10 protein-coding genes are annotated in these 12,349 nt (G+C 70.2%); 3 read left to right on the plus strand and 7 right to left on the minus strand.

Going from position 1 to position 12,349, the window contains the following annotated elements; all coding sequences use genetic code 11:
* The 7 genes from ACN20X_RS05535 to ACN20X_RS05565 all read right to left on the minus strand — a co-directional run bounded on the left by ACN20X_RS05535 (position 1) and on the right by ACN20X_RS05565 (position 8,963).
* Positions 1-1,551, minus strand: a complete 1,551-nt coding sequence (locus tag ACN20X_RS05535) for an FAD-binding oxidoreductase (RefSeq protein WP_473210352.1) — start codon at positions 1,549-1,551, stop codon at positions 1-3.
* Complete coding sequence (locus tag ACN20X_RS05540; protein ID WP_061287204.1) at positions 1,545-3,227, minus strand: glycerol-3-phosphate dehydrogenase/oxidase; 1,683 nt, start codon at positions 3,225-3,227, stop codon at positions 1,545-1,547. The genes ACN20X_RS05535 and ACN20X_RS05540 overlap by 7 nt, the downstream gene beginning before the upstream one ends.
* Positions 3,224-4,765: an FGGY family carbohydrate kinase gene (locus ACN20X_RS05545; protein WP_473210353.1), complete on the minus strand. Its 1,542-nt coding sequence runs from the start codon at positions 4,763-4,765 to the stop codon at positions 3,224-3,226. Before ACN20X_RS05545 ends, ACN20X_RS05540 begins: the two co-directional genes overlap by 4 nt.
* A gap of 13 nt (positions 4,766-4,778) precedes the next feature.
* Positions 4,779-6,236 carry an MFS transporter gene (locus tag ACN20X_RS05550; protein WP_016451943.1) on the minus strand — a complete coding sequence of 486 codons (1,458 nt, stop codon included), beginning with the start codon at positions 6,234-6,236 and terminating at the stop codon, positions 4,779-4,781.
* 238 nt (positions 6,237-6,474) lie between these two features.
* Positions 6,475-6,768 (minus strand): BTH_I0359 family protein, encoded by a 294-nt coding sequence (locus ACN20X_RS05555; RefSeq protein ID WP_034363542.1) that lies wholly within the window; start codon positions 6,766-6,768, stop codon positions 6,475-6,477.
* 235 nt (positions 6,769-7,003) lie between these two features.
* Complete coding sequence (locus ACN20X_RS05560; RefSeq protein ID WP_074920700.1) at positions 7,004-8,191, minus strand: DUF3108 domain-containing protein; 1,188 nt, start codon at positions 8,189-8,191, stop codon at positions 7,004-7,006.
* Positions 8,184-8,963: an IclR family transcriptional regulator gene (locus tag ACN20X_RS05565; protein ID WP_012203056.1), complete on the minus strand. Its 780-nt coding sequence runs from the start codon at positions 8,961-8,963 to the stop codon at positions 8,184-8,186. Before ACN20X_RS05565 ends, ACN20X_RS05560 begins: the two co-directional genes overlap by 8 nt.
* 126 nt (positions 8,964-9,089) lie before the next feature.
* Between ACN20X_RS05565 and ACN20X_RS05570 the strand changes: the two genes are divergently transcribed.
* The 3 genes from ACN20X_RS05570 (at position 9,090) to ACN20X_RS05580 (ending at position 12,178) form a co-directional block, all read left to right on the plus strand.
* Positions 9,090-10,112: a fumarylacetoacetate hydrolase family protein gene (locus ACN20X_RS05570; RefSeq protein WP_473210354.1), complete on the plus strand. Its 1,023-nt coding sequence runs from the start codon at positions 9,090-9,092 to the stop codon at positions 10,110-10,112.
* Positions 10,109-11,122 (plus strand): TraB/GumN family protein, encoded by a 1,014-nt coding sequence (locus ACN20X_RS05575; RefSeq protein ID WP_016451940.1) that lies wholly within the window; start codon positions 10,109-10,111, stop codon positions 11,120-11,122. Before ACN20X_RS05570 ends, ACN20X_RS05575 begins: the two co-directional genes overlap by 4 nt.
* 81 nt (positions 11,123-11,203) lie before the next feature.
* Positions 11,204-12,178 carry a Bug family tripartite tricarboxylate transporter substrate binding protein gene (locus tag ACN20X_RS05580; protein ID WP_016451939.1) on the plus strand — a complete coding sequence of 325 codons (975 nt, stop codon included), beginning with the start codon at positions 11,204-11,206 and terminating at the stop codon, positions 12,176-12,178.
* The last annotated feature ends 171 nt before the right edge of the window (positions 12,179-12,349 follow it).

Raw genomic sequence — 12,349 nt, forward strand, 5'->3', positions numbered from 1 at the left:
TCAGAGGTCCAGCCCCAGCTTGCCGGGGTTGAGCAGGTTCTTGGGGTCCAGCATGCGCTTGGTGGCCTCCAGCAGCGCAAAGGCCGGGCCCAGCGATTGCCGCATGTAGGGCGCGCGCAGCAGGCCCACGCCGTGGTGGTGGCTGAGCGTGGCGCCGTGGCGCAGCAGCACGGCGTTGGCCGCGTCCCAGGCCGCGCGGTACCACTGGGCACGCTGGTCCACGGCCACCTCGCCGCGCAGCGAAAAGTACAGGCAGGCGCCATCCACATAGGCATGCGACTGGTGGGCCGAGCCGGCCAGGGTGCCGGGGATGGCCTGCAGGGCGGCGACCACTTCCTCGTAGATGGCCGGCAGGTCTTTCCAGGGACCGCACATCTCCAGCGTGTCGGCGACGAAGCCCGGGCCTTTCTTGAAGCCCTCGGCGCTCTTGCCGGTCAGGTAGCGCGTGTCCAGCCAGCGCTCCAGGGTGGCGGCACCGTCCAGCCGTTCTCCCAAGGGTGCGCACACACGTTCGCAGATGGCCATGACGGCATCGACGATCTCGGGCGCGCCTTCGTCGGCGATCAGCAGCACGTTGAGGTCGCTGCGGCCGAATTGCACGCCGCTTTCCAGCGCGTCGTACAGCCGCAGCGCGGCGGGGTTGGCGCCTTGCTGCAGGATCTGGCGGCAGGCTTCCAGGCCCTGGGCAAAGCTGGCAAAGCCATAGGCGATGGCGCGGCCGTGGTCGGGCAGGCGGTGCAGCTTGAAGCGGATGCGCACGATCACGCCCAGCGTGCCTTCCGAGCCGATGAACAGCTGCTGCAGGTCCGGCCCGTTGGCCGCGCGCGCGTAGCCGCCCACGGTGACGAGGCGGCCATCGGCCAGCACCACGTCCATGCCGTGGACCATGTCCTCGATCTTTCCGTAGCGCGTGGACAGCTGGCCCGCGCCCCGGCAGGCCACCCAGCCGCCCACGGTGCTGATGCCGAAGGACGAGGGCCAGTGGCCCATGGTCATGCCGTGGCGGCGCTGGATGGTTTCCTCGAACACGTCGCCGAACATGCCGGCCTCGACCTCGACGATCTGGCTTTGCTCGTCCATGGCGATGAAGCGATTGAGTTCGCACAGGTCCAGCACGATGCCGCCGCGCAGGGGCAGGGCCGCGCCCGTGACGTTGCTGCGCCCGGCCGAGACGGTGACGGGAATGGCGTGCGCGTCGGCAATGCGCATCACGGCCTGCACCTGCTCCACGGTGGATGCATGGGCGATGACGGCCTGCGGCGTGGCCGGGTGGCCCGAGGTCTCGGCCACCATGGTGCGGGCCCACCAGTCGCGCGTGCCGGCAACGATGTCGGCGCGCTCGGTCTGCACGCGGTCGCAGGCGGCGCGCAGCGCGGCGAGCACGGCCTCGGACACGGCCACGGGTTCGTGCTGCAGGCCGCAGGCAGGACCTTCGGAGGCAGGGCGGTCGGCTGCGGGTGCGGCCTGCGCCGCCCAGCCCGGGGTCGTGGGGGCGCCCACCACGTAGTTGCGGCGGTTGTAGCCGCGGGCGATTGCGTCTTTGCTCAGCATTGGATGTCTCCCATCAAAATCTGTTTCTCGCGCTCCATGGCGCGGCGGTAGTCGTGGATCTGCTGCGCTATCTGCGCAGGTGCCAGCCCCAGTTCCTGGGCCAGGATGTCGCCCACGCGCGCTGCGGCGCGGGCCGACGCATCGCGCGCCATGAGTCGTGCGCGCATGCGGCGCGAGAGCACGTCTTCCACCGTGCGCGCCATTTCGTGGCGCGCGGCGTAGAGGACTTCGGCCTCGGTGTGGGGCAGTCCCTCGACGATGGGCCGGGCCAGCGCGGGATGCGCGTCGAGGATGTCGCTGACGAAGCGTGCCTCCGTGCCGTAGCGCTCGCCCAGGTGGGCCGACAGTCCGCCCGTGGCCGTGATGGCCTGGGCGTCGTAGCCGGCCGCGCCCAGCAGGAAGGCGGAGGCGGTGGTGCAGCGCGTGCGCCGGCCCAGCAGCTTTTCCACGGCGTCCACGGTCTGCTCGGCCATGTGGCGCGAGGTGGTGAGCTTGCCGCCGACGATGGTGACCAGGCCGTCGGCTGCCACATGGATCTCGTGGTTGCGCTTCATCTCCACGGTCTTGCCGCCGGGCGGGCCGACCAGGGGGCGGCAGCCGGCGATGGAGCCGACCACGTCCTCGGGCGACAGGTCCACCTTGAGCGCCGATCGGGCGCCTTCGAGCAGGAAGTCCAGCTCGGCGCGCGTGCAGTGCACGTCGTCCAGGCTGCCCGCATAGTCCTCGTCGGTGGTGCCCAGGTAGGACACATCGCCCCAGCGCGTGATGGTGGCGCGCCGGCTGCGGCCCGGCACGGGGATGGTGACGGTGCAGTCGTTGCGTATGCGCAGCCAGGGAATGGCCACGTGCACGCCCTTGGCGGGGCGCACGTGCAGCTGCGCCTGCTGGTCGGGCCTGCGGCCATCCCAGTCGCGCAGCCAGACGCCCGTGGCCATGACAACGCTGCGCGCGCGCACCGTGATCTCGCGGCCATCGGCCTGGACGATGGCGCCGTCCACGCCGCCGTGGGCGTTGCGCGTGATGGCGGTGGCCCGGGCATGGTTGAGCACGGCCGCGCCATGGAAGGCCGCCGTGCGCGCCACGGCCAGCGTGAGCCGCGCATCGTCCACGCGCGCATCGAAGTACATGTAGCCGCCCAGGAGCTGCTCTTCGCGGAAGGTCGGGCAGTGCGACAGCACCTCGGCCTTGCCGAGCTTGCGGTGCAGGATGCCTTCGCGCCAGCCGCCGGCCAGGTCGTAGGTCCACAGCAGGCTGCCGAAGGCCTTGGCCAGGCGGGCGTCGAAGACGCCGTCGCGCTCCATCACGGGAAACAGGAAGGGCAGGCGCTGCACCAGGTGCCGCGCATTGCGGCGCAGGCGCTGGCGCTCCAGCAGCGAGTGCCGCACCAGTCCCAGGTTGCCCTGCTCGATGTAGCGCAGGCCGCCGTGCACCATCTTGGAGGACTTGGACGAGGTGCCCGAGGCGAAGTCGTCCTTCTCCACCAGCGCCACGCGCAGGCCGCGAAGGCTGGCGTCCAGCGCCGCATAGGCGCCGGTGATGCCGCCGCCGATGACCAGCAGGTCGAAGGCCTCGTCACCCAGCCGCGCGAGCTGGTCCGCGCGCTGCAGCTGCAGCGGCGCGGTCTGGGTCAGTGCGGCGCTGTCCCTGCGCTCCTTGCCAAAGGGCCATTGCATCATGCGCAGCCCTCCAGGGCGGCGCTGCGCCCGGGGGCCCGGGCGCGGGCCAGTTCGTCGCCCACGCGGGCGCGCCAGATGCGGCGGCGCTCGCCGCGCTCGTCGGCCGCCATGCGCGGGGTGAAGACCGCTTCGGTGCGCAGCGTGGCGCAGGCCTGCTCCAGCCCGTCCCACAGCAGGCCCGCGCTGCCGGCCATGAAGGCGATGCCGCGCAGGCTGGCCTTGTCGGTATCGGCCAGGCGTCGCACGGGCAGGCCGCCCAGGTCGGCCTGGATCTGCAGCAGCGCATCGCTGCCCGACAGGCCGCCGCCCACCAGCAGCTCGCCCACCTCGGTGCCTGCGGCCGCCTCGTCGGCCTGCACGCAGGAGGCCACGGAATGCGCAATGCCTTCGAGGATGGAGCGCGCCAGCTGCGGCCGCGAGGTGGCCATGGACACGCCCGAGATCGAGGCCCGCGCGCCCGGCTCCATGGCCGGCAGGCGCAGGCCGGTGAGCGCGGGGATGAAGACCAGGTCGGTCGGCGTCTCGGCCTCGCGGGCCAGGGTGCTGATCTGCTGCGGGTTGTCGAACCACTGCAGCTTCTCGCAGATCCAGTTGAGCGCCGATCCCGTGGTGGGCACATAGGTCTCGATGGCATAGCGCGAGACACCGTCCATGCGCCGCGCCGTCATGGTCAGCGAGCTTTCATGGGCCGCGTCATGCGCGGGCAGCTTTGTTCCCGTGAGCACATCGACGAAGCTGCCCGTGCCATGCACGCACAGCGCCTGGCCCCGCTCCAGGCAGCCCAGGCCCACGGCGGCCGCATGCTGGTCGCCCGCGCAGGCCAGGATGGGCACGGCCAGGCCCAGCAGCTCGGTGCGCGTGCGGCCGAAGTCCTGCACGTCCTCGCACAGGCGGGGCAGCAGTTCGGCGGGAAACTCCAGCGCGTCCAGCCAGTCCTGCAGGTAGCGGTGATCGCCCAGCGCATAGGCGTTGCCCGAGGTCACATTGGTGGGCGTGGTGACCACGGCGCGCGCATCCGACAGATGCCACAGCAGCCAGGAGTCGATGGTGCCGAAGGCCAGGCGGCGCTGCTGCCAGGCACGAGCCACGGCCGTATCCTCACGCAGCTTGCGCGCGGCCCACAGGTAGGGCGAACGCACGCCCACGGGCCGGCCCGCGTGGCGGATCAGCCGCTCATCCCAGTCGCCGGCCAGCAGGGCCAGTTCGTCGCGGTGGCGCGAGTCCTGCCAGACCATGATGGGCGCCAGCGAACGGCCCGTGGCCGTGTCCCAGAGCACGGCCGAGCAGCGCTGGTTGGCAATGGCCAGGGCCACGATCTGCTGGCCGCAGCCCTGGGCGCGGGCGATGGCGCGGCGGCACACGTCCAGCGTGCGCTCCAGCAGCAGGTCGGCGTCCTGCTCGACCACGCCGGGGCGCGGGCAGTGGATTTCCAGCGGCAGATAGTCCTGGGCGGACACCTGCCCGTCGCGCCCCACGACGGCGGCGCGCGTGCCCGAGGTGCCTTCGTCGATGCAAAGGATCACGGCTTCATGGTGCATGGGATGGTCTCTTTCAGGCGGTGGTTTGAGCGATCTTGGCGGGCGGGGCGGCGTCGTCCGCGAACTGGGGCGCGCCGGGCTCGTCGTCGGGGTTCACCGTGGTGCGCGTGGGGTCCCAGCGGATGGAAAAGCAGACGATGCTGGCCAGCAGCGGCACCACGGACAGGATGAGGAAGGTGTTCTCCAGCCCGTACTGCTGGCGGAACAGCGGGAACACCAGCAGCCCCAGCGCCGCGCCCATGGCGCCCAGCGCGCCGATCACGCCGTTGGCGCCCGCGCGCAGCTCGCTGCGGAACGACAGCGTGGACAGGCTCTTGCCGTTGGCGCCGGGCCCGCCCGAATGAAAGAGGATGAACAGCGAGGGCACGGCCACGGCCAGCCAGATCGGCATGCGGCCGTTGAACAGGCCCAGCACCAGCAGCATCAGGAACACCAGCGCAAAGCCGAAGGCCGAGGCCCGCCGCAGGCCCAGCCTGCGCCCGATGACGGGCGACAGGAAGCCGCCGACGATGCCGAACACGTTGAACACCAGCGCGCCCAGCGTGGCCTCGCGGAAGTCCTTGCCGAACAGCGAGGCGCTGATCAGCGGCAGGTACCAGCCCACGGCAAAGTACTGGATGGACTGGCCTATCTGCACCGTGGCCGCCAGCAGCGTGCGCGGCAGGTAGATGCCGCGAAAGATCAGCAGCACATTGGCCAGCCCGCGCCGGGCCGGGTTGAGCACGGGAAGGCGTTCGGCGGGCGGCGCGGCCTCGAAGCGCTGGCCGTGTGCGCCGTAGATGCGCGTCATGGCGCGGGCGGCGTCATCCAGCCGCTCCTTGCGTGCCAGCCAGGTCGGGCTTTCCACCAGCAGCGCGGCCTGCATGCCCAGGATGAACAGGCCGAACACCGCCGTGGCAGCCACCGAATAGCGCCACAGCGAATCGCCCACATCCCAGGAATGGAACCACAGCGCCAGCACCAGGTTGCTGCACACGGCCATGTACCACATGCCCTGCCAGACATTGAGCCGGCTCTTGAGGCGGGCGGGCGTGAATTCGGCCAGCACCGCCATGGCGATGGCGAAGTCGATGCCATAGGCCGCACCCACGAAGAAGCGTCCGAAGAGGATGGTGGCGTAGTCGGGCGCCATGCTGACCAGCAGCGCGCCGGCCACGGCCAGCACCTTGGCGATGACCAGCGGGCGCATGCGGCCCCAGCGGTCGGCCATCCAGCCGCCGATGGGATTGAAGGCGATGGACACCCAGGAGGCCAGCGACGTCATCCAGGCCACTTCGGCCGGCGTCAGCTGCTGGTCGCGCGTCATGGGGCCCAGGCCCACGCTGAGTGCGGAGTTGGAGAATGCGTCGAGGAAAAGTCCGCCGAGGGCCAGCCACCAGATGGTGCCGGCGCGGCCTGAAATGCCCTGGCGTGCGTCGATGTAGGCGATGACATCCTGAACGCCGCGAACCCTGTGGATGCTGGTCTGCATGCTGGCCTCCTGTGTTTCTGCAAGAGGCCGGCAAACCGTACAGGCGCGACAAGACCATCTCACAGATGGTCTTCAAATCTTGAACCTGTGCGGCGATTCTAGGCAGCAGGCGCAGCCTGCGGATCGGTGAAAGCACCAGGGTGCGCGCAATGGCCGCGCCCAAAGAAAAGACCCGCCGCAGAGAACCTGCGGCGGGCCTGGCGCGAAGTCCCTTCACGGGACCGTGCGCTGTGTGCTGTCAGTGGACCACGACAGGCTGCTGGGCCAGGCCGGCGTAGCGCTCCAGGGCGTCCTCGACCTCTTCCTCGGTGGGGGCGTCCTGCTGCCAGGCGATGATCTGCTTCTGGAACATCTCGGCCCAGGAGCCGTCCAGATAGACCTCCTTGCCCGAGCGCTTGTCCACGATTTCGAAGCCGTGGCGTGGCAGCTGACGGGCGGCATCGACCGCAGCTTCGCCGGCCGCTGCATCCGGATCCATGTCGGGACGCAGATGGAGCACCACAAAAGATTCGGAGTCGTAAAGCATTTGCATGGTGTTCCCTTTCTGGCCCGTTGCCGGGCGTCGCACAGCCTACATGGCTGCGAAGCGCCGGATTTCAAGGACCGTGGGGGTCCCGATCTATCGCAGGCACTTGCATGCAGTATTCCACGGATTGGCATGCGCTGCGGCGTGTGCCGCAGGCCGCGCTGTGGTAGGCGGGCGGTGGCGGTGGCTGCAAGTGCAGGACTACCGGGAAATCACCGGTGTCCCACCGGTGTCCCGTGTGTCAAGGCGCCTGGCGGCTCTTGAGCTGCAGATCGGCGAAGTCGCCGTTGTCCTGCGCCAGCCGGATGCGCACGGGCAGGTATTGCATGGACGGCGCCAGCCACAGCGAGGCCTGCTGGTCATCGCCGGCCGCCGCGATCTTGTCCAGCCGCAGCGCCTGCGTGCTGCCCGAGGGCAGGTCCAGCGTCTCGGTCTCGCCCACGCGGAAGGTCCAGCGGTCGGCGCGCCGCGCGCTGACGGTGATGAAGCTGATCTGCGTGCCCGCCGGGTAGCGCTGCGGCGCCGCCGCCAGCAGGGCCGACAGCTGCAGGAACACGCTGAGCCGGTCCTGGGCGCCGGGCGCGATGGGCGCGTCGGGCGCGCCCGTGCTGAAGCGCGCCAGGTTCTGGTCGAACGCCAGCTGCGCCGATTGCTCCTTGCGCGCCTTGTCATTGAAGCGGCTGGGCTCCAGGCCCCTGTCGGTGATGCGGCCCTCGCTGGTCTGCGAGCGCGAGCCCAGCAGGAACAGGCTGACTTCCTGGCTGGCCTGGTACTGGCCGTTGGCATGGCGCCAGACCAGCTCGGCATTGGCCGAATAGTTGAAGCGCTTTGCCTGGCCGGTGACGGCGAACGACAGCCGCGCGGGATCGGGCAGTTGCACGGGAACGGGGGCGTCGGAGGCCAGCGGCGTGCCGTCGGGCGAGGTGATGGCCATGCCCTGGGCCGGTCCGGCCGAGGGCGTGGGCGGTGTTTCGGGTTCGGGCTTGGGAGCGGGCGGCGCCGGCGGTGTGGCCGGAGTTGGCTCGCTGCCGGCACCCGTATCGGCAGCAGCACGGGCGGTTTCCGAGGCGTCCGATGCAGCAGGCTCCTGCGCTGCGGCCATCGGCAAGGGCTCCACGGTTTCGCGGATGGGCGTGTCCAGCGGCTCGGCCACGGGTGCGGTGGGCGCGGCGGGTGTCGGGCGCTGGACCTTGGGGCGAGGGCGGGGTTGCGGCTTGGGTACGGGCGCAGGTGTCTCGGGCGCGGCGGCAGGCGGGGGAGCGGGTGGCTCGGGCAGGGACAGCGCCCGTGTCTGCATGGCCGCCACCTCGGTGTGCGGCGCTGACACCTGGCTCCACAGCGGCAGGCCCAGCAGGGCCAGGGCGTGCACGCCCAGCACCACGGCGGTGAGGGCGGGCAGGGCGCGCTGGCGCAGGTGCATTTCAGGCATTCCAGCCCAGGTCCTGGGACAGCTGCACGCAGGCCTCGCGCAGGGGCGCATCGATGGCGCCGCCGTATTCGGGGTCGAAAGTGGCAATCGAGCCCAGCGTGGTCAGGCCCAGCACGATATGGCCCGAGGAGTCGAAGACCGGCGTGCAAAACGCCACGATGCCGGGCAGCACGGTATCGACCACGCGGGCGGTGCCGCGCTCGCGCACCTCGGCCAGCATGGCGTCTATGGCCTCGGGGGTGAGCGGCAGGTCCTTGCGCTGGATGCGGCGGGCCTTGTCCACCTCGGGCTCCAGCAGCGGGGCCGTGACCTCGCGCGGCAGCCAGGCCGCGAAGCAGCGCCCGGTGGCCGAGGCCAGCATGGGCATGACGTCGCCCAGGCGCAGATTGGCGGTGACCGACTGCGCGCTTTCCTCCCAGTGCACGATGGTCGGCCCGTGGTTGCCCCAGACGGCGATGGCCGCCGTGTGGTGGATGCGCTCCATGAGCGCGGGCATGCGTTCGCGCGCCAGCCGCACGGGATCCAGCCGCGCCAGCGAGGCCAGGCCCAGCTTGAGCGAGGCCGGGCCCAGGTCGTAGCGGGAGGTGCGCGCGTCCTGGGTAACCAGGCCGATGCGCTGGAAGCTCACGAGGTAGCGGTGGGCCTTGGCGGCGCTCATGCCGGCGTCGGACGCCAGGTCCTTGAGCATCTGCGGGCCCCGGGCGCGCGTCAGCGCCTCCAGCAATGTAAAACCGACCTCGACCGATTGAATCCCTGCGCGTTCCTTGTCCATTGCAATAGAATTTGGTTTTGTTTAGTTAAATCAATTTAACTTATCGTAATTCGTGGCTGCGTCGCCATGGGTATCCAGGCCGCTGCCCGGATGCCGTGGCGCGCGGCGGCGGCACGGGGGAGCAGCATGAAACTTGCCACATACAAGGACGGATCGCGGGACGGGCAACTGGTCGTGGTGTCACGCGACCTGAGCCAGGCCCATTATGCGACCGGCATAGCGAGCCGCATGCAGCAGGTGCTCGACGACTGGAGCTACATGGCGCCCCAGCTGCAGGACCTTTACCACCTGCTCAACAGCGGCAAGGCGTTCCATGCCTTTGCCTTCGATCCGCGCCAGTGCATGGCGCCGCTGCCGCGCGCCTACCAGTGGGCCGACGGCTCGGCCTACATCAACCATGTGGAGCTGGTGCGCCAGGCGCGCGGCGCCGAGGTGCCCGCCAATTTCTACACCGACCCGCTGATGTACCAGGGCGGCAGCGACGATTTCCTGGGCCCCTGCGACGACGTGGTGGTGCCCAGCGAGTCCATGGGCATCGACTTCGAGGCCGAGATCGCCGTCATCACCGCCGACGTGCCCATGGGCGCCACGCCCGAGCGTGCGCTGGGCGGCGTGCGCCTGGTCATGCTGGCCAACGACGTGAGCCTGCGCAACCTGATCCCCAATGAGCTGTCCAAGGGCTTCGGCTTCTTCCAGTCCAAGCCCGCCACCTCCTTCAGCCCCGTGGCCGTGACGCTGGACGAGCTGGGCGACGCCTGGAAGGGCGGCCGCCTGCACCTGACGCTGCAGTCCACCTGGAACGGCCGCAAGGTCGGCATGTGCGATGCGGGCGAGGACATGAGCTTTCACTTCGGCCAGCTCATCGCCCATATCTGCAAGACGCGCAATGTGCGCGCCGGCTCCATCGTGGGCAGCGGCACCGTGAGCAACAAGGGCGTGGAAAGCGGCAAGGGCAAGAACCGCCGCATGGAGTGGCCCAAGGGCTACAGCTGCATCGCAGAGAAGCGCTGCATAGAGACCATCCAGGACGGCGCGCCCAAGACCGAGTTCATGCGCTTTGGCGACACCATCCGCATCGAGATGAAGGGCAAGGACGGCCAGAGCATCTTCGGCGCCATCGACCAGAACATCGTCGAGCCTGCCGAATGAGCCGCGTCTGCGCACCCTGGTGGCGCCTGGCGGGCAGGTCGCTGCGCGCCGGCCTGGCCGCGCTGGCGCTGTCGCCGCTGGCGGGGGCATTCGCGGCGCCCCCGGCCGCGGACCCCGTCACCTGCCCGCCCGAGGCGCGCATGCCCGGCCCGGACGAGATCCGCGCCATGCAGCGCAAGGCGCAGGACCGTGGACTGCTGTGGCGCATCGAGCACCGGGGCCGCACCAGCTGGCTCTACGGGACCATGCACGCGGCCAAGCTCGACTGGAGCGTGCCCGGCCCCACGGTGGCGGACGCGCTGCGCGCCTCCGACAGCCTGGCGCTGGAGCTGAACATCCTCGATCCCGAGGTCATGAAGGTCCTGTTCGCTGGCATGCAGGCGCGGCCCGATGCGCCGCCGCTGCGCGGCGATCTCCAGCGCCGGCTTGAGGAGCAAAGGCGCCTGGCCTGCGCCGGCCCCGAGCTGGCCGTGCTGCGCCCCGACGCCCAGGTGATCACCCTGTTGTCGCTGGCCGGCCGCAGCGAGGGACTGGACGCGGCCTACGGCATCGACTTCTCTCTGGCCGGGATGGCACGCGCGCTGGACAAGCCCGTGCTGTCCCTGGAGACGCCCGAGCTGCAACTGCGCGAGCTGGTCTCGGACGACCCCGCGCGCGTGGCCGAGACGGTGGCGTCCGGCCTGCTCCAGCTGGAAAGCGGCACCGCGTCCCAGAAGCTGGGGCTGATCGCAGGCGTCTGGGCCGATGGCCGCATCCACCTGCTGGAAAGCCTGCCCGACTGGTGCGACTGCATGGCCAATGCCGCCGAGCGTGCCGACTACGACCGCATGGTCTATGGCCGCAACCCCGGCCTGGCGCGCGAGGTGGCGCGGCAGATCCGTTCCGGCCGCAGCGTGTTCGCCGCCGTGGGCGCCCTGCACATGGTGGGCACGCGCGGCCTGCCGGCGCTGCTGGCGGCCCAGGGCTTCAAGGTGCAGCGCGTGGAGTTCCCCGCAGCCAGCCCGCCCTGAAACACACGGCCGCCGCCTCCATGAACAAGAGCAACAGGGCGCGGCCAGGACCCATCCACACCCATCCCACAGGAGACAACAATGGACCGTAGACAATTCCTGGCCGCCGTGGCGGCCTCATCCGTCGGCATGGCCACGCCTTTTGCACAGGCGCAGGACTGGCCCGCCAGCAACATCCGCTGGGTCGTGCCCTATCCGCCCGGCGGCGGCACCGACGTGCTGGCGCGCACCGTGGCCGAGGCCATGCGCCAGACGTTGAACCAGACCATCGTGGTGGACAACCGCCCCGGCGCCTCCACCAACATCGGCGCCCAGATCGTGGCCACGGCCAAGCCCGACGGCTACACCATCATGTCGGCCGACAACGCCGTGCTGGCCTACAACGAGCACCTGTTCAGCAAGCTGTCCTTCAACCCCGAAAAGGACTTCACCTACATCGGCGGCATCAGCCGCTTCCCGATGGCGCTGGTGGTGAACCCGAACTTCGAGGCCAAGACCTTCAAGGAATTCCTGGCCTACGTGAAGGCGCATCCGGGCCAGGTCAACTACGCCTCTCCAGGCAACGGCTCGCCCCACCACCTGGCCATGGAGATGTTCAAGAACCGCACGGGCACCTTCCTGACGCACATCCCCTATCGCGGCGCGGCGCCTGCGCTGGCCGACGTGATGGGCGGCCAGGTGCCCTGCATGTTCCTGGACCTGGCCTCGGGCCTGCCCGTGATCCAGTCGGGCAAGGTGCGCGCCCTGGCCATCGGCACGGGCAAGCGCGTGCCCAGCCTGCCCGAGCTGCCCACGCTGGCCGAGGTCGGCGTGCCCGATACCGAGGTCTATGCCTTCCAGGGCATCCTGGGCCCGGCCAAGATGCCCCCGGCCGTGGTGCAGCGCCTGAACGCCGAGCTCAACAAGGCCCTGGCCAACCCCGCCGTGGTCAAGCGCATGCAGGACTTCGGCATGGAGGCGCTGCCCGGCACGCCCGAGCAGTTCCTGGCCATGTCGCGCGCGGAATCCAAGCGCTGGGGGGCCATCATCAAGAGCGCGGGCGTCAAATTGGACTGACCCCCTGAGCGGCTGCGCCGCTTCCCGTTGCACGTCGCCCGTTGCACGGCGCCCGTTGCACGTCGCCCCTTCTCGCTTCGCGGAGGGGGCGTACGGGCAGCCGGCGACACCCTCGGTGCGGGGCGGCGCGGCCGGCGTAGGCCCTTCCTCGGTGTCTCTGGGTTGGGCCGT

The sequence above is a fragment of the Delftia sp. PX-1 genome (genome assembly GCF_055797465.1).

Excerpts from the sequence above, each read along its gene's own strand:
- ACN20X_RS05535 (WP_473210352.1), bottom strand. The coding sequence starts at position 1,551 with ATGCTGAGCAAAGACGCAATCGCCCGCGGCTACAACCGCCGCAACTAC.
- ACN20X_RS05540 (WP_061287204.1), bottom strand. The coding sequence starts at position 3,227 with ATGATGCAATGGCCCTTTGGCAAGGAGCGCAGGGACAGCGCCGCACTG.
- ACN20X_RS05545 (WP_473210353.1), bottom strand. The coding sequence starts at position 4,765 with ATGCACCATGAAGCCGTGATCCTTTGCATCGACGAAGGCACCTCGGGC.
- ACN20X_RS05550 (WP_016451943.1), bottom strand. The coding sequence starts at position 6,236 with ATGCAGACCAGCATCCACAGGGTTCGCGGCGTTCAGGATGTCATCGCC.
- ACN20X_RS05555 (WP_034363542.1), bottom strand. The coding sequence starts at position 6,768 with ATGCAAATGCTTTACGACTCCGAATCTTTTGTGGTGCTCCATCTGCGT.
- ACN20X_RS05560 (WP_074920700.1), bottom strand. The coding sequence starts at position 8,191 with ATGCCTGAAATGCACCTGCGCCAGCGCGCCCTGCCCGCCCTCACCGCC.
- ACN20X_RS05565 (WP_012203056.1), bottom strand. The coding sequence starts at position 8,963 with ATGGACAAGGAACGCGCAGGGATTCAATCGGTCGAGGTCGGTTTTACA.
- ACN20X_RS05570 (WP_473210354.1), top strand. The coding sequence starts at position 9,090 with ATGAAACTTGCCACATACAAGGACGGATCGCGGGACGGGCAACTGGTC.
- ACN20X_RS05575 (WP_016451940.1), top strand. The coding sequence starts at position 10,109 with ATGAGCCGCGTCTGCGCACCCTGGTGGCGCCTGGCGGGCAGGTCGCTG.
- ACN20X_RS05580 (WP_016451939.1), top strand. The coding sequence starts at position 11,204 with ATGGACCGTAGACAATTCCTGGCCGCCGTGGCGGCCTCATCCGTCGGC.